This is a genomic window from Sphingomonas sp. ASY06-1R (assembly GCF_052180265.1).
Lineage (GTDB): Bacteria > Pseudomonadota > Alphaproteobacteria > Sphingomonadales > Sphingomonadaceae > Sphingomonas_I.
This window is the reverse complement of sequence record NZ_CP197464.1, coordinates 2,478,771-2,495,265: the sequence shown is the minus strand read 5'-3', so window position 1 is coordinate 2,495,265 and position 16,495 is coordinate 2,478,771. Positions and strand designations below refer to the sequence as shown.

Sequence of the window (16,495 nt, the reverse complement as noted above, 5' to 3'; positions counted from 1 at the left end):
GTCAGGCCTCCGCCGCGGTCAGGCGGGCTTGTTCGGTCCGCGCGACCTCGTCCGCGGGGATGTAATAATCCCGCGCATAGTTGAACGTGTGTCCGATGCCGACGACGAACAGCCCGACCAGGCTGACGGCCGCCAGCCACCAGATATACCACACCATCGCAAAGCCCAGGACCAGCGAGAGCGCGGAGAGGATCACGCCCGCGCCGGTGTTGCGCGGCATGTGGATGGGACGGAAGCCCGTGGACGGAATGTCGTGGCCGCGCTTCTTCATGTCATACCAGGCGTCCAGATCGTGGACGATCGGGGTGAACGCGAAGTTGTAAGGCGGGGGCGGCGAGGTCGTCGCCCATTCCAGCGTACGCCCGTGCCACAGATCGCCCGTCGTATCGCGCAGCTTCTCACGGTTTTTGATGCTGACCGCGATCTGGATGATGAAGCCCAGGATGCCGATCAGGATGATCACCGCACCGATGGCTGCGATCACGAACCAGATCTGCAGCGATGGATCGTCGAAGTGGCGGACGCGCCGCGTCGTGCCCATCAGGCCGACGATATAGATCGGCGTCCAGGCGACCCAGTAACCGATCACCCAGCCCCAGAAGGCCACCTTGCCCCAGAAGGGGTCGAGGCGGAAACCGAAGGCCTTCGGGAACCAATAGGTCATGCCCGCGAACAGGCCGAACACCACGCCGCCGATGATGACGTTATGGAAGTGCGCCACCAGGAACAGCGAATTGTGCAGCACGAAGTCGGCTGGCGGGATCGCCAGCATCACGCCGGTCATGCCGCCGACCACGAAGGTCAGCATGAACGCGACGACCCACATCATCGGCAGTTCGAACCGAATCTGGCCGCGATACATCGTGAACAGCCAGTTGAAGATCTTCGCGCCGGTCGGGATAGAGATCACCATCGTGGCGATGCCGAAGAAGCTGTTGACGCTCGCACCCGAGCCCATCGTGAAGAAATGGTGCAGCCAGACGAGGTAGGACAGCACCGTGATGACCACGGTCGCGTAGACCATCGACGAATAGCCGAACAACCGCTTGCCTGAGAAGGTCGACGTGATTTCGGAGAAAATGCCGAAGGCGGGCAGAACCAGGACGTAGACTTCCGGGTGACCCCAGATCCACACCAGGTTCCAATACATCATCGGGTTGCCGCCGAGATCGTTGGTGAAGAAATCGGTGCCGACATAGCGGTCCAGCATCAGCAGCGCGAAGGCGGCGGTCAGCACGGGGAAGATCGCGATGGCCAGCACGTTGCTGCATAAAGCGGTCCAGCAGAAGACCGGCATCTTCATCATCGTCATGCCGGGCGCGCGCATCTTGATGATCGTAGTGACCATGTTGATAGCGGATAAGGTTGTCCCGACGCCCGCTATCTGCAGCGCCCATAGATAATAATCGGGTCCCGTGTCCGGACTGTTCTGCAGGTTGGACACCGGCACATAGTTCAGCCAGCCCGCGCGCGAGAATTCGCCCACGAACAGCGACACCATCACCAGCAGCGCGCCCGCCACCGTCAGCCAGAAGCTCAGATTGTTGAGGAAGGGGAAGGATACGTCGCGCGCGCCGATCTGCAGCGGCATCACGAAGTTGACCAGGCCGACCACCAGCGGGATCGCCACGAAGAAGATCATGATCGTGCCGTGGGCACTGAAAACCTGATCATAATGGTGCGCGGGCAGGTATCCCTGGTTCGCGCCGAACGCGATCGCCTGCTGCGTGCGCATCATCAGCGCGTCGGCAAAGCCACGCAGCAGCATGATGATGCCCAGGATCATGTACATGATCCCGATCTTCTTATGGTCCACGCTGGTGAACCATTCGCGCCACAGCCAGCCCCACAGGCGGAAATAGGTGACGCCGGCGACAAGCGCCGCGCCGCCCAACATCACCACGATGAACGTGATGAGCAGGATCGGCTCGTGGAACGGAAAGGATTCGAAGGACAGTCTGCCGAAGACGGTCTTGAGAAGGGATTCACTGAACATGGGGGGCTCCGGCGGCTCAGCCGCGCGCCACGCCGGACGTGCCCGGCATGGTGGGAAGGAGGAAAGACATGTCGCGGTTCCGCTTGGAGGCGGGATCGGTCACGCCCGGGGCGCCGGGCTTGCGCGGCTTGGTCACATTGGGGCCGGGGGCGATATCCTTGCTGTCCTTGAACAGCGCGCCTTCCGGCTTCGTGCCCCGCGGCGGCGGCGTGGCGCGCCCTTCCGGCATGCCGGCACCGGCCCGCATATCGTGCGGGTTGCCACCACCGGCGCGCTGGTCATGCGCCATGATATCGCTCATGCAGGGCGTGCCCGGCGCGACGCAGCGATTGACCACCCGATCGAACAGGCCGGGCATGACATTGGCGAAGCGCATCGCCGGAACCTTCTCGCTCGGCTTTTCCAGCGTGAGATAATCGGCGGTCGCCAGCTTTTGCCCGCTCGCCTTGGCCTCGCCGACCCAGCGGTCAAAGCCTGCCTGATCGACGCCACGCAGCTTGAACCGCATGTCGGAGAAGCCGGCGCCGCTATAATTGGCCGAGAAGCCTTCATATTCGCCCGGGCGGTTCAGCACGGCGTGGAGCGTGCTGCGCATCCCCGGCATCGCATAGACCATGCCGGCCAGCGTGGGCGCGTAGAAGCTGTTCATCATATTGCTCGACGTGATGTCGAAGCGCACCTGACGATCCACCGGCAGGACCAGTTCGTTGACCGTCGCGACGCCCTGTTCCGGATAGATGAAGAGCCATTTCCAGTCGAGCGAGACGACCTGCACGCGCAGCGGGGCGGTCTTGGGATCGATCGGCCGGCCGGAGGCGATGCGGTCGAGCGGCCGGAACGGATCGAGCAGATGCGTGCTGGACCAGGTGAGCGCGCCCAATGCGATGATGATCAGCAGCGGCGCCGACCAGATGACGAGCTCCAGCGACGTCGAATGATCGAAATCGGGATCGTAGGTCGCGTCCTTATTGCCCTTGCGATAGCGCCACGCGAAGATCACGATCAGTAGCATGACCGGAACGATGATCAGCAGCATCAAGGCGGTCGAGGCATAGATGAGGTTGCGTTGCTGCAACGCCACGTCGCCCGCAGGGTTCAGCACATCTCGGCTGCACGCGGCGAGCAGCAGAAGCGATCCGAGCAGGGGCAGTCGGCCCAAGCGTCGCAGGGTAGGCAGGTATTCGCGCATGATCGTGCCCTAGGCCGTCCGTGGACTGCGCTACATTGGACATTTTGTCCAATGCCGCTGCACTCTGCTATAAGGCACAGGGGCGCGAGTGGCGACCCGTACGTGCAGGACATGCAGGCACGGGTTGAATGTGATTTGAACGGCGGGTCACCCCGCAGGAGCATGATGGTATGACGGCACCGATCGCCGCGTCGAATTCGACGCCCCTTGAGCGCGACGCGCGGCTGGTCAACGCTCGCGATCACCGGATCGCGCCGGGGGAGATCGCGATCGGGGTCATCATCGGTCGCACGAGCGAGTTCTTCGACTTCTTCGTCTATGCGCTGGCCTCAGTGCTGGTCTTCCCCTCGGTGGTCTTTCCCTATGTCGATGCGCTGACGGGCACGCTCTATTCGTTCGCGCTGTTCGCCCTGGCGTTTGTGGCGCGGCCGTTCGGGACGCTGCTGTTCATGTGGATCGATCGTAATCACGGTCGTGGTGTGAAGCTTACCATCGCTTTGTTCCTGCTCGGCGGCTCGACGATGGCGATCGCCTTGCTCCCCAGCTACAATCAGGTCGGCGCGCTTTCCGCCATCCTGCTGGGCGTCTTCCGGGTCGGTCAGGGCGTCGCATTGGGCGGTGCCTGGGATGGTCTGCCATCTTTGCTCTCGCTGAACGCGCCGGAAGACCGCCGCGGCTGGTATGCGATGATCCCGCAGCTCGGCGCGCCGCTGGGATTGTTGGTCGCCATCGGCCTGTTCACCTATTTCCTGTCATTCCTCAGCCAGGCGGATTTCCTGAGCTGGGGCTGGCGTTACCCGTTCTTCGTGGTCCTCGCGATCAACGTCGTCGCGCTGTTCGCCCGGCTGCGGCTGGTCGCCACGCCCGAGTTCGAGCGGCTGTTCGAAAGCCGCGAACTGCAGCCATCGCCGGCGTTCGAGACCTTGTTCGGTGAATGGCGGACGATCCTGCTCGGCGCGTTCGCGCCTTTGGCCAGCTTTGCGCTGTTCCACCTCGTCACCGTGTTTCCCCTGTCCTGGGTCACGCTTCGCGCTGGCGAGCAGCCGATCCGCTTCCTGATCATCGAGGCAGGCGGCGCGGTCGTCGGCGTTCTGGCGATGCTGGCGTCCGGCATGATCGCGGATCGCGTCGGCCGCCGTGCGGTGCTGGGTGTCTCCGCGGTGCTGATCGGCGCCTATAGCGGGTTTGCGCCGCAGCTTTTGAATGCGGGCGGCTTCGGTGAGACGATCTATATGCTGGTCGGCTTCGCACTCCTGGGCCTGGCCTTCGGCCAGTCTTCCGGCGCGGTGAACAGCAGCTTTCCGGCGCAGCATCGCTATACCGGGGCCGCGATCGTCGCGAACTCGGCCTGGCTGCTGGGTGCGGGTTTCGCGCCGCTGGCCGCCTTGTTCCTCGCAAGCCGCTTCGGTTTGTGGTCGGTCGGCGCCTATCTGCTCTCCGGCGCGGTCTGCACGCTGGCGGCACTCGGCATCAACAAGGAATTTGCGCGCAAGCAGGGGTAAAAGCCGACCACTTGGTCTTCTAGACGGGGAGCCAAGCGGCGCGTGCCTTAGTCGGTGAATCGTACGACGACGTTATAGCCCGGCCATTCCGGTCCAAGCGGTCCCCGGGCGTTGTCGTCCTGCCACTGCTTGACGCCGAGGTCCGACAGGGATCGGTAGCGGCCGACTTCGGTCATACCCCTGACCAGGAATGGAACCCCCTCGCACGCCAGCGGCAACGGGCAATCGGCCACGTGCAGATGCAGATGCGGCCCGGTCGTGTCGCCGGTGAAGCCCACTGCGCCGATCGCCTGTCCCATGCGCACATGGTCGCCGGCCCGCACAATTATACTTCCGGGCCGTAAATGCTCGTAGAAAGCGTAGCGATTGCGCGCCACGCGAAGCACCACGTAATTGCCGCTTCCGTCGCCAAGGGCATGCGCCGGATTGCCCGCGATCGAACCCGCTTCCCCCATATTGTCACGCGTAGCTGCCACCACGGCGTCCGCCCCGGCCAGGACCGCCGCGTCGTAGCCTACCGCGTCGGCCGGACGATCGGGATCGTTCGTGCTGACCCGCCCGCGCGCATCTACCCCGACCCAGTCCACCGCATACCGGCCGGGAATGCGTGCACGGCCGTCCAGCGTGTAGATCACGCGTCGATGGCCGCGGGCCCAACTCGGGTCGTGAACCGCGACCCAGGTGCCGTCTTTAAAGGGTGGGGCCAGAACGGGGATCTGCGTCCGGTCCACCGTCGCGGGTGGTGATCGCAGCGTGAAGGGATGGCCGTTCGGTGCGACCCCATCCATCTCGATCCGCACCGCGCGGGGTCTCATCCCGGCGGGCAGCTCTGGCTCGACATAGACGATGGCGCGTGCACCTGCGCCAATCGACCCGGCCTCGGAGGACGCCCCGGCCCCTGGCTGCGCCACCCGCTGTCGGAGCACCTCGTTCGAATAGGTCGCGATCGCCTGGCCATCGTCCGCATCGACGATGCGAACGTTTTGAAGGCGCAACGGAATATCGCTGAGGTTGGTCGCGTGGATCTCGAAGGCGAGGATCGTCTTGCCGTCGCTCACCAAAGGCGACGAAATCAAGGGTATGACCACGTCTAACGATTGGATCGTCTCGGCGGACGGGGGCGGGCTCGCCCCGGCGGCGAGAAGGGACAGGGCTAGGCTGAGCCTCATTGCGCTGTGTTCCGAAATCCTTGCCTGTGTCGCACGGCTATCATGTTGTGCGTGCAGCGACCACGCCGTGCTGCGCAAGGATCAAAGCCGCCTTTGTGCGGTTCACGATGTGCAGCGGTGCGGCAAAAGGGAATGATGATGACCGGCGAGCTTGAGCTTGAACTGAAGCTGGAGGCCGAGCCTGCGGCGCTGGACGGCTTGGCCCATGCCGCGATCCTGGCGGACGCTGGCCTCAAGGAGCGTCACGAAATCTCGACCTATTTCGACACGCCAGATCGCGATCTCCATCGGGCGGGTCTGTCGCTGCGTGTGCGCCAGATCGACGATCGCTACGTCCAGACCGTCAAGGCGGAGGGTGTGGTCGCGGCCGGTCTGTTCGCGCGGCCCGAATGGGAACGCGCACTCGCCGACGGGACGCCGCTCATCGATGACACCGCCGGCCCGCTGTCGACACTGGTCAATGCCACATTGCTGCACGGCATCGCCCCCCTGTTCGTCGGCGAGGTCACCCGCGCGACCGGACGATTGGCCTATGATGGTGGCGATGTCGAAATTGTGATCGATCGGGGTACGATCGTGGGATCCGGCCGCACCCTGGCCGTGCATGAGGTCGAGCTGGAGCTGAAGAACGGGCGGCCGGAAGCATTGTTCGCGCTGGCGCAAGCTTTGAATGCGATTGTGCCGCTGCGGCTTGGCGTCCTGTCCAAGTCCGAGCGCGGATATCGGCTTGCCGGTGGAGATCCGCCGACCTCGGTGAAGGCGCAGCCCATTATCCTCAAGCCGGACATGACGGTTGCGGATGCTTTTCAGGCCGTTGCGGGCGCCTGCCTGCGCCATTTCCGCCTGAACGAAGACATATTGCGTGGTAGCGATGGCGATGGGGAGCCGCTTCACCAGGCCCGGGTCGCGTTGCGCAGGCTGCGCTCGGCCTTGTCGATCTTCAAACCGGCCTTGGCGGATGACCGCTTCGATCACTTCCGGTCCGAATTCCGTTGGCTTGCCGCGACCCTCGGCGAGGCGCGCGATCTGGATGTACTGTTGGCCCGAAATCCGCCCTATCGGGCGGCCTTAATGCCGGCACGCGAGCAGGCCTATGCGGACGTCCGGGCGGCGCTCGCATCGTTGCGGGCACGGGCGTTGATGATCGACTTTTCCGAATGGCTCGCCATCGGCGCATGGCGGATCCAGCCGGCCGATCCCGCGGTGCTGCACGCAAATGCGGAGCGCTTCGCGGTGCGCAAGCTGCAGAAACTGCGCCGCCGTCTGAAGCGCCGGGGTCACAAATTGCAGACGCTCGATGACGACGAACGGCACGAAGTACGCATTCTCGCCAAGCAGATGCGCTATGCGGCCGAATTCTTTGTATCGCTCTTTGCCGGCAAGAAGGCGCGGCGGCGTAGCGCGGCATTCCTGGCGGCGCTGGAAAAGCTCCAGCAGCATCTCGGCGACCTTAACGATCTCGCCCATGGTCCGCTGGTTCTCGCCCGGCTGGGGATCGAGCCGGAGGCAGCGGAGGATACTGCCGGACAGCGAAAACGGCTTCTCCGCAAAGCCGCCAAGGCGCATACCGCCTTTGCCGAAACCAAGCCCTTCTGGCGCTGATCAGCCTGTCGTCGGGGCGGCCGATGGGCGTGGCTCGACCAGCGGGGCGAGCCGGTCCTGCAGCAGCGCCGCGAACCGATCCCAACGACAGAGTTGCGCCGCGCAGCCCGGGATTTGAAGCGGGGTTTGCGTCACCGCATTCCCCAGTCGCCGCAGCGCTTGTGGGCTTTGCGTGCGGTAATAGACCCGCACGAACCGCTCACCCGATCTTGTGTCGCGCAGTGTCGCCAGCACCAGCGCGCCGTCCGGCGGCACGTCGTTCGTGGCATAACCCGGCGCGCGCAGATCGATCCACAAGGCCGCGGCCAGCGCGGTGACGTTGGTGTCATGTCCCATCAGCACGGTCAGCCGCGGGCCGTTGGGATCGTTCAACGCCCGCAGGCTTTCGCGCCCCAGCACCGCCGCTTGATGGGCCGCCATATACGGCGTGTGGGTGAAGACGGTGAACAGGGCCGCATGCAGGGATCCCAGGCGCTGGACCATCGCGGCGTCGGCTCGCCCCCAGCCGACCTGCTTGGCCGGCAGACCCTCGACATATTGGAGCAGTAGGACCTGCGCGATCCCGGACGCGGTACGGATCGGGCCGGACAGGATCAGGTCATGTCCGTCCGCGCTCGGCGCCAGAGCGGGGGCACCGTCCGGAAGGCAGCTCTCTCTACGCGGCGCACAGCCAAGCACGCGGTCGAGCAGCGTCAGCGCATCGCGGTGGCGGGCGACCAGCGCCGGCATGCCGCCCGTTGCCTGCGTGATCGCGCCGATCGCTGTCCGGGCGTCAAAGGCGGTGGCGCGCGCGCGCAGCGGCTCGAACAGGGGATCGACCACGCCGACCGGCCGATGCGCGATCGGCAATGTGCATCCTGGTGCGAACCCTGCGGCATAGGCTTCGCCGCTCGCGATCGTTCGGTCGGAGCTGTTGGTGCGGATCCGCACCGCGCCGGGGGCAGGGCAACCCGTCGCCGGCAGAAGCCCGTCGCGCGCTAGTTGCGCCCGGTCGGCTTTTGCCACGATCGACAAAGCGCGGGCACCATGGGGTGTGATCCGGCTTTCGGCCACCGGCCATTGCGGCCAGGGCGCGCCGGTCCGCGTGCCGTCCGGCACCTCCCCTTCCAGAGGGGCGCGGATGCCGTGGCGCATGACCATCACAACCCGATCGACCACCAGCGTGGGTCGGGCTCGCGGCGGGGCCGCTGCGACGGACGCCCCCCAGCCCAGCACCAGCAAACCGATCGACAGCGTCCTACAGCGGCGCACATTTGCGCTCACGGCTTAAGTCGGCACCCTGCCGCGACCCGCACCGGGCTGCACCGTGCCATCGCTTTGTTCGGCAACGTCACGACGAAGCCCAGATGCGCGGGATCGGGCGCACCCGGATAATAATCGGTGCTGACCGCCTGCGCGCCGCTCGCCATCGCCGCCTGCGCCTTGCTCAGATCGTGCTGGCGCGCTTCGACCGTATTCGCATCGGACCGCGTCCGGACGATCACGCCCTGCTGCACCAACTCCCTGATCTTGGCGCCGTCCACCAGCGGGTCCTGCACGATCTCGATGGCGGCCTCCGGCTGTTCCGGGGGATACCAGCCGAACATCACGCGTCCCGCCAATCCGGCGTGGCCGACCCGATAGGCATCGGACACCGGTTGCCGAACATCGAACAGGAAATAGATGCGGCCGCGCGCTGCTTCGAGGCTGGGCCAGCCTTTTGTGCGAACCGCATCGCGGAGCGAGGGCGCGCTACCACGAACTTGGTCGGGCGTGATCAGTCGGGACGGCGCCAGCACCGACCGTATTTCCGCATCCAGCGCGTCGAGCAGCGCGGCATTGTCCAGCGGCAGCGGTGAGGAGATGCCGGGGCGTTCCGATGGGGTATCGGCGGCGTTGATCGTGATCATGATCGGCAGGTGCCGGGGGTGGGCGCGCGACCAGTTGTCGATCTCCCGTAGGCAGCGAACCAAGGTCACGCAGCCGCTTAGATAATCGACGTCGGGGACGTGGAACACCTTGTAGCCCGGCTTCAGCATCGCCGCGCGATCGAACGGGGTATGTTCGCCCGCGGCGCGCGCCCATTCTTCGCCTCTAGGGTTGGCGTAACGACCGCCGGTCGGGTCAGCGAAGATGTCGATCTCCAGCTGTCGCACGCCCGCATCCAGTTGTTGGGTGAGCGGGAGGTGATAATAATCCAGCCCGTCCGCCAACTTGGGCTCGGCCGCGCGGATCTTTGCCATCACCGCCGCCGGGATCTGCGCCTTGTAGCTGTTATGCGATCCGACGACCTGGATGTCGTTCATCGCGAGCGGCGCGGCCGCCACCGCGCTGGAGGACAAGGCGACGGCGGCAAGCAACGCTTTCATGTCCTAAAACTCCGCCCGCACGCCGAACAGGATCGTGCGGCCATAATAGTTGATTTCGCCAAACCGCAGCTTGTCCTCATTGTACGAATAGGTATGCGCGCCCGCGATATTGATCGCCTCCAGGCTGGCCGTCACATTCCGGGTCAGCTTCACCGCCAGGCTGCCGTCGAGCGACCCGAAGGGCGCCAGATAGGTCGACGCCTGGGTCGTGCTGCCGTTGCCGGTCAGATATTTGTCGCGCCAGACATAGGAAAGACGGCCCGAAAACGGTCCCTTCTCGTAGAAACCGACCACGTTGAAGCTGTTCTTGGACAGTCCGATCAGCTGGTTTTTGATCGGTCGCGCGCCCGCCGTATAGTCGGAACGGACCGATGTGTGGGTGAAGGATGCCTGGAAACCAAGTCCGTCAAAGGGCTTTGGCAGGAAGGTGAAGACCTGATTATAGGCGGCTTCCAGGCCGTAGACCTTGGCGTCGCCGCCATTCACCTGCGTGCTCAACAGCACCGTTCCCCGCCCGGGAATGTCGATATTGATGTTCTGGGCGGTGATATAATCGTCCATCTTCTTGTAAAATAGCGCGCCGGTAAGCGATCCCTCGCGGCTGAAATACCATTCCAGCGATGCATCATATTGGGTCGCAAGGAAGGGTTTCAGGTCGGGATTGCCGCCGCTGGCGGTCGGTGCGTCGGTCGCAACGCTGATCTGGGGCGCGCTTTGCGTGACGTTGGGGCGCGTCAGCACGCGGCTGGCGGCGAGCCGGCCGACCAGATTGGGCGTCAATTGCGCGCGCAAATTGAAGCTCGGCAGCCAGTTATTGAACGTTTTCGGAAAGCTGACGAGCGTCGGCGCGGTGCCGATCGTCAGCGTACCGCTCGCGACCTGATCGGTGTGGACATAGCGCACGCCGACATTGCCGGTCACATCGACCGTGCCGAGCGCAAAGGCATAGTCCGCCCGCACATAGCCGGCCGCAACCTTTTCCTTGACGACGTAGGAGGCGCGCAGATCGGCTGCTCCCAGCGGCGCGTTGGCGATCGCATCGGTGAACAATTTGTCGTAAAACACGTCCGTGATCGGGACCAGCCAGTTGCGCGGATAATTGCCCGGCACGCCTTTCAGGAAATCGTCATACGGCATCGCTTCGTAGCCGTTCGGCGCGAACTGGTTCAGCGGGACATTGTTGGCGCTGTTCACGATGAAATCGCGTCGGCGATAATCGCGCTTGCGCCAATGATATTCGCCGCCTGCGCTGATCTTGGTGATGAAGCCGCCAATGTCGCGCGCGACGTCCAGCCGACCATATCGGTCCCAATCCTTGCTGTTCTTGGGCGCAATATTGAACGGGTAGATGATGTAATTGGCGGGGTTGTTGACGTCGGTCGTCGTGCTGATCGTCGGCAGCTTCTTGTAGCCGGCCGAGGCATCGTAGGTCAGCGGCGCGAAGAACATGATGCGGCTGCGCACCGTGCCCTCGGCATAGCTGGGGTGGAAGCTGTGCGCGTAAGACCAATTGGCATTGGCCGCGACATGCCAGTCGTCGCCCGGATCCCAGGTCTGCTTGAGCCCGATCGTGATCAGATCGTGCCGGTTGAGGCTATATTCGCGCGTGCCCATGAAACGCACGTCGTTGATGGTCGCACCGACGACCGTGTCGCCGACCGTCTTGACCGATCCCGGGACGATGACCGGCTTGTGGCCGGCGACGCTGGTATCGTCGGGATAGATGTCGAGCCCGAATTCGTCATAGGCAACGTCCAGCCGGGTCGCGAGCACGTCGAGCGTCGTTTGCAGCTCCGGCGTCGGCTGCCACTGCGCCGATACGATGCCGGAGATGCGCTTGCGATCTTCCGTCTCCACCGTCGGACGCAGCCGGGTCGGCGTGTAGAAGCCGGATCCCAGCGCTGAGGTGAACTTGTCCAGGTTCCAGCCGGTCTGGAACGACCGGTCGTTGCGCACCGACTTGCGCCAATATTGGGCGCCGGCGAGGATTCCGAACGTGCCGTCCGGCGTCTTGTAGCTGGTGAGTCCGGTCAGGTTGGGGCGGACCTTTTCGGTCATGTCGGTATAGGTACCGCGCAGGTTCAGCGTCGTACGCGTGCCGATGTCGAGCGGATGGAAGGTCCGCACGTCGATATTGCCGCCCAGCGCGCCTTCCGTCATGTCGGGCGTCGGCGTCTTCACCACGTCGATGCGCGATACGAATTCGGCCGGCAGCATCTCGAACCGGAACTGACGGCCGTTGGCGCCACCATTTTCGATCAGGTCGTTGATCGCGACCGGACTACCGTTCAGCAGCGTGCTCTGGAATTGCGGGCCCAGGCCGCGCACGCTGACATACAGGCCTTCGCCGCGCGGCCGGGTGATCGTCACACCGGTCACGAGCTGCAGCGCTTCGGCCACGTTCTGCGTCGGAAATTTGCCGATATCGGTCGAGGCGATCGAATCCACGCCATAAGCAGCGCGGCGCTTCGTCTCGGTCGCTTCCGCCAAGCTGCGCGCATAGGAGCCGGTGACGACGACCTCGCCACCGTCGGCCGCTGGCTGAGACGGCGTAGCGGCATTCCCGTCGGCGGGCGCGGCGCTCTGCGCCAGAACCGGCGTCGCGCCCAGCATGGCCCACGTGAACGGAAGCGTCGCCTGAAGCAGGCGCGAGCGCAGTAACATCGATGATTTCCCCTTGGTGCAGGCTGTTTAGCCTTTCGCAAGGGCCGTCTAGGCACGCCGTATGACACTTTGCGGGCTGAATTATTGCGGCGATGTTGCAGTGCGGTAAAGCGATACCGCAGCGTGACGCGCTGCTAATTCGTCATCCGGATCGATCAGGGCGTGATGGTCACGATCACCCGGCCATAACGCGTCAGCGGCGGTTCGCCTTTATCGGTCACCCGGACGATGAAGTGCGCTTCGCGCGGCTCCGTCACCACGGGTGCCGTGAAGTCCACCGTATGGATGTTGGCGGAGATCCCATTGGCGATCGGCGACTGCCAATGGCCAATCTCCTGATAATGAAACCATTGGAAGCTCAGACTATCCCCGTCCGGATCGCGGCTGTCGATCGCGCTCAGCACGAACCGCTGCCCCGATTTTACCGTCAGTCGGCTGGTGGCGAGCTTCACCACCGGCGGATGATTGGCATGATCGAACGGCTGGGTCGTCCAGGTCATGCGCGCGGCAAAGTCATTCTGGAAGTCGTCGCGCCAGCGCCAGATGCCCGCGCGGAAATCCTTGATCTGCCGGTCCCCCGGCTCGTGCGCGCGACCATAGGGCTTGGCCATTTGCGGCTTGTACATGTCGATCGCATTGGTCCAGATCGGGCGTGTCTCGGGCTCGATCGGGACGCCGCTGAAGCCGCTCGGATCGGTGGTGGCTACCGGCGGCGTGTAGAGTTCGTAACGGCCGCCCCAGCCGCCCCAGTCCGGATGTTCGGGCACGCTCAGCCCGTTGGGGATCAGCGAGAGATAGGCCGGCGTGTCGCCTTCCATCCCATAGGCCACGTCGGGATAGATCGCGCCCAGCGGCCCGTGGCCCTGCTGGATATTGTCGCGCAACCAGGCATTGCTGATTGTAATATTGTCGCCGCCATCGATCAGCGTGTGGATGCCGGTCCATGTGCCCGCGCCATAGCCGCCGGGGCTCACGACATAGAATAGATCGGGGAAGGTCCGGCGGATCCAGGCGCCGCTATCGTCCTGATCCGAAATCGTGGCGACGCGCAATTTGGCGATCAGCCGACGGGCCTCCTCCGGCGTCCGGGTCGCGCGGATGGTGTATAGCGCCTGCGCCAGCGTGTTGGCGCCGCCCCACACCGTCACCCACAAAGGCCGTGGATCGCGCCGCTCTAGCGCCTCTATGATCAGGCGCGATCCGGCCGTGTCCTTCCCCGCGCCGACGATCGCCATGCCATAGCCCGGCTGGCCCTCGCGGACGAGTGCGAGCAGCCGGTCGGGGGCAGGGTAGCCTGTCTCATGCTTCAGCAGGTTGGGCTGCACCCTGGCATAAGCCTGAATGATCCGGCGGATCGACTCCGGATGAAGCGATGTCTTCATGTGGATCGACGTGGTCGCGACCAACCCCTCAATGTCGATCTCATTCGCGTAAAGCAGCAACCGCACGAAGGATTGGGTGTCGTCGGGATCGGCCTCGATGTCGCTCAGCACGATCATCCGCTGTCGCTCCGCCGGCGCTGGCAAGGGGGCCTGCGCGGCAATCGGCGAGGCGAGGGCGATCATCCCCGCCAATGCCACTATCATTCCTTGTGCCCGCATCTTGACCCCCATGCCTGTCCGCGCGGCTTCTGCCCCGAACACGGCGCGCGGTAAACGCCTGGCCGACACGTCAGCGCTTGTGGGGGCGGGCCGGTTTGCGGTGCGAGAGCGCGGCGCGCACGGATGCACTGCGGCTGACCGCAAGGCAGTGCGCAAGCAAGGCGGGTTGGTCGCTGCGGTCGACCGGCGCATCGACATGCACCGTTGTTAGCGGCCGCCCGGCCAGCTCGCGGCGGACCGCCGCTTGCACGCCGTCAAAGCCGAGCGGCGACAATCCCAGGTCGTGGATGGCGATGGAGCCGAGACGATACCCCTCATCGCGCAACGGCCCGGTCGCGCGCTGCGTCAGGCATGCGGCCAGTGCATAATCGGCAGCGGCGTCGGCGCGGGCAGCCGGCGCCGCACCTGCATCGGCCCAAGGCACCACAAGCATAATCAGCAGGGGAAGGGACGATGCCGGCTTCAACACCGCCCCCCGGATACGCCGTGATAATGTACCGCACACGTCTAACACCTCCCTCTTGCCTCGATCACTGGGCAGGTCGCCGCTCGTCGCTACGCCCTGAATGCTCACGACGCTGCGCCGGTCCCTCCCACCTCCAGCAGGTGGACACCGTTCGGGAGTTGCCGGAACGCGCACCGACGACCCAGGAACAGTTCGATGATCGTTGCTGCCGTCAGGCTGTGCTGGCTCGGCTTGACGGTGGTGAAGGATCCGGCGCCCGCGAGGGCGAACGGCAGCAGCAGCTGGTCGGCAAGATAGGGACCGGCAAACGCCGCAGACTCCAGATATCCGGCCATCCGTCCGGCCGCCATCTTGGCCACGCGCTCGGCCGGCACGCCAAGCTTGCCAAAGCCGCTCACGACTTCGGTCACATGCTCGTAGGCGGCTTCCAGCAGCAGGATGTTGCCCGGCCCCTGTTCCGCGGGTAGCTCCCGCACCGCAAACGCCGTCTCCGGCCAGCCGAGCAGCGTGCGTGCGGTGTTGATTTCCCGCTCGGCGACGGCGACCGGCAAGGATGCGAACAGCGCGGTCGCCGATTGGCGCAATGATGAGCCACGGTCGATACAGTCGATTGGGGTCAGCGGAGCGGGCACGATGTCCACCTCGATCCGCCCGCCGCCACGCGGGTAGAAACCATGCCGCACCAGACGCGCCGTGACGCTGGGCCCCATTCGGTTGAGGACCGGCAGGAAGCTTTTCGTGATGAACTCGAACGGCGGCGCGAGCATGTTGTGCGTCCCTCCCTCCAGCACGAGCCGCGAAGGCCCATCCGCCAGGATCAGCGGCATCAGTACGGTCTGCAGGACCAGCCCCGTCGAACCGGCCGTGCCGACCGCGAAGCTGTACGTGCCCGCCGTGACGCGGCCCGGTCGAAAGACCAGCTCCGACGATCCTACTGTCAGCCCCTCGCACGCGGCGCCGCCGATGGCGCATGCCGCCTCGATCGCCGTCACGTGCTGGCGCATCAGGCCCGGCTTCTCCCGCCGTCCGCGGATGTTGGCGATGCGGAATGGTTGGCCGGTGACGAGCGACAGCGCGCACGCATTGCGCACGACCTGGCCGCCCCCTTCGCCTTCCGCCCCGTCGATCATGATCATGTGTTCACCAATTCCAAAAAGATGTCGTCGGCGCGTTGTAGCGCCATGCTGGATGCGTCGGCCCGGCCGGGGACATCGGCTGCCCGGCCCAGCTCGGAACGAATGATGGCATCAAGCCGAGGTAATTTCGCACCGTCGGATCGCTCGTTCGTCCGCTGCTTCGCCTCGACCAGCGTTGCGATGTCGGTGACGATATCCTCGGGCAGGCGGGCTGCGCGGATCAGCGCCGCCAGATGCATCGGCGGCCGTATTTCCGGCGCCAGGCGCAGGGCGCGGATGACCAGCGCCGGCCGCAGCGCGTAGAAATATTTCTTCACGGCCACATCGGCGTCGCCATCGAGCCACCGTTCCGCGGCATTGCTGCCGAGACGAGCATAATGATGCGCAAGCGCGCGGCTATCGATCACGTCGTCCGCCAATGCCCGCAATCGGGCTATGATCGGATGGTCGGCGCAATAGCGCACGGGCGACTCCATCCACTCGCTGATGACGGCGTTGGACTTCAGCAAAAGGCTCAGCGCCTTGCGTATGTCCCAACCGTTCAGGTCGATCTCGTCCTCGATCGGTCGCTCGATCACGTCGCGCCCTGGTTGCAACTGGAGATACCAGTTGCGACGCCGGACATAGACGAAGCGGATATCGTAATCGCTGTCGGGCGACGGAAATCCCCACGCGCGCGAACCGGATTCGATCGCGAGCAGAATGCGCACATCCTCCTCGATCGAGAGCGCGTGCAGGCGTGCCTCGATCTCTGCCCGGATGCCGGGCGGGATGGCAGGGTCGGCCGCGGGATTCATCATTCTGTTCCAATATTGGGTGGTG

General features: G+C 64.7%; 12 protein-coding genes. 2 read left to right on the top strand and 10 right to left on the bottom strand.

What is annotated here, in order from left to right; translation table 11 throughout:
* Position 1 precedes the first annotated feature (1 nt).
* Together cyoB and cyoA are read right to left on the bottom strand one after the other, a co-directional pair.
* Positions 2–1,996 (bottom strand): cytochrome o ubiquinol oxidase subunit I, encoded by a 1,995-nt coding sequence (cyoB, locus tag ACSBM8_RS11995; RefSeq protein ID WP_442678250.1) that lies wholly within the window; start codon positions 1,994–1,996, stop codon positions 2–4.
* A 16-nt stretch (positions 1,997–2,012) separates the two neighbouring features.
* Positions 2,013–3,185, bottom strand: coding sequence for a ubiquinol oxidase subunit II (gene cyoA / locus ACSBM8_RS11990; RefSeq protein ID WP_442678249.1), 1,173 nt, complete (start codon positions 3,183–3,185; stop codon positions 2,013–2,015).
* 170 nt (positions 3,186–3,355) lie between these two features.
* Between cyoA and ACSBM8_RS11985 the strand changes: the two genes are divergently transcribed.
* The gene (locus ACSBM8_RS11985) at positions 3,356–4,687 is read left to right on the top strand and encodes an MFS transporter (protein ID WP_442678248.1); all 1,332 of its coding nucleotides are present in this window, start codon (positions 3,356–3,358) and stop codon (positions 4,685–4,687) included.
* 47 nt (positions 4,688–4,734) lie between these two features.
* Here the strand turns inward: ACSBM8_RS11985 and ACSBM8_RS11980 are convergent, their stop codons facing one another.
* Positions 4,735–5,856: a M23 family metallopeptidase gene (locus ACSBM8_RS11980; RefSeq protein WP_442678247.1), complete on the bottom strand. Its 1,122-nt coding sequence runs from the start codon at positions 5,854–5,856 to the stop codon at positions 4,735–4,737.
* 138 nt (positions 5,857–5,994) lie between these two features.
* Here ACSBM8_RS11980 and ACSBM8_RS11975 point away from each other — a divergent pair, with 138 nt between their 5' ends.
* Positions 5,995–7,458: a CYTH and CHAD domain-containing protein gene (locus ACSBM8_RS11975; protein ID WP_442678246.1), complete on the top strand. Its 1,464-nt coding sequence runs from the start codon at positions 5,995–5,997 to the stop codon at positions 7,456–7,458.
* On the opposite strand, the gene ACSBM8_RS11970 is transcribed toward ACSBM8_RS11975, so the two are convergent.
* The 7 genes from ACSBM8_RS11970 to ACSBM8_RS11940 all read right to left on the bottom strand — a co-directional run bounded on the left by ACSBM8_RS11970 (position 7,459) and on the right by ACSBM8_RS11940 (position 16,473).
* Complete coding sequence (locus tag ACSBM8_RS11970; RefSeq protein ID WP_442678245.1) at positions 7,459–8,709, bottom strand: histidine-type phosphatase; 1,251 nt, start codon at positions 8,707–8,709, stop codon at positions 7,459–7,461.
* 8 nt (positions 8,710–8,717) lie between these two features.
* Positions 8,718–9,806, bottom strand: a complete 1,089-nt coding sequence (locus tag ACSBM8_RS11965) for a Ca2+-dependent phosphoinositide-specific phospholipase C (protein WP_442678244.1) — start codon at positions 9,804–9,806, stop codon at positions 8,718–8,720.
* Between the two features lie 3 nt (positions 9,807–9,809).
* Complete coding sequence (locus tag ACSBM8_RS11960) at positions 9,810–12,470, bottom strand: TonB-dependent receptor (protein ID WP_442678243.1); 2,661 nt, start codon at positions 12,468–12,470, stop codon at positions 9,810–9,812.
* Positions 12,471–12,625: 155 nt separating this feature from the next.
* On the bottom strand, positions 12,626–14,056 hold the full coding sequence (locus ACSBM8_RS11955) for a nucleoside hydrolase-like domain-containing protein (RefSeq protein WP_442681578.1): 1,431 nt from the start codon (positions 14,054–14,056) through the stop codon (positions 12,626–12,628).
* Between the two features lie 85 nt (positions 14,057–14,141).
* Entirely contained in the window at positions 14,142–14,498 is a 357-nt protein-coding gene (locus ACSBM8_RS11950) for a hypothetical protein (protein ID WP_442678242.1), read from the bottom strand.
* A 143-nt stretch (positions 14,499–14,641) separates the two neighbouring features.
* Positions 14,642–15,673, bottom strand: coding sequence for an RNA 3'-terminal phosphate cyclase (gene rtcA, locus ACSBM8_RS11945; protein WP_442678241.1), 1,032 nt, complete (start codon positions 15,671–15,673; stop codon positions 14,642–14,644).
* A complete protein-coding gene (locus ACSBM8_RS11940; protein WP_442678240.1) occupies positions 15,670–16,473 on the bottom strand; it encodes a nucleotidyltransferase domain-containing protein in 804 nt (267 codons plus the stop codon). The genes rtcA and ACSBM8_RS11940 overlap by 4 nt, the downstream gene beginning before the upstream one ends.
* Positions 16,474–16,495: the final 22 nt, after the last annotated feature.

Bases quoted from the DNA above. Each gene is read 5' to 3' on its own strand.
- rtcA (WP_442678241.1), bottom strand. From the start codon at position 15,673: ATGATCATGATCGACGGGGCGGAAGGCGAAGGGGGCGGCCAGGTCGTG.
- ACSBM8_RS11975 (WP_442678246.1), top strand. From the start codon at position 5,995: ATGACCGGCGAGCTTGAGCTTGAACTGAAGCTGGAGGCCGAGCCTGCG.
- ACSBM8_RS11960 (WP_442678243.1), bottom strand. From the start codon at position 12,470: ATGTTACTGCGCTCGCGCCTGCTTCAGGCGACGCTTCCGTTCACGTGG.
- ACSBM8_RS11965 (WP_442678244.1), bottom strand. From the start codon at position 9,806: ATGAAAGCGTTGCTTGCCGCCGTCGCCTTGTCCTCCAGCGCGGTGGCG.
- cyoA (WP_442678249.1), bottom strand. From the start codon at position 3,185: ATGCGCGAATACCTGCCTACCCTGCGACGCTTGGGCCGACTGCCCCTG.
- ACSBM8_RS11985 (WP_442678248.1), top strand. From the start codon at position 3,356: ATGACGGCACCGATCGCCGCGTCGAATTCGACGCCCCTTGAGCGCGAC.
- ACSBM8_RS11955 (WP_442681578.1), bottom strand. From the start codon at position 14,056: ATGATAGTGGCATTGGCGGGGATGATCGCCCTCGCCTCGCCGATTGCC.
- ACSBM8_RS11940 (WP_442678240.1), bottom strand. From the start codon at position 16,473: ATGATGAATCCCGCGGCCGACCCTGCCATCCCGCCCGGCATCCGGGCA.
- ACSBM8_RS11980 (WP_442678247.1), bottom strand. From the start codon at position 5,856: ATGAGGCTCAGCCTAGCCCTGTCCCTTCTCGCCGCCGGGGCGAGCCCG.
- cyoB (WP_442678250.1), bottom strand. From the start codon at position 1,996: ATGTTCAGTGAATCCCTTCTCAAGACCGTCTTCGGCAGACTGTCCTTC.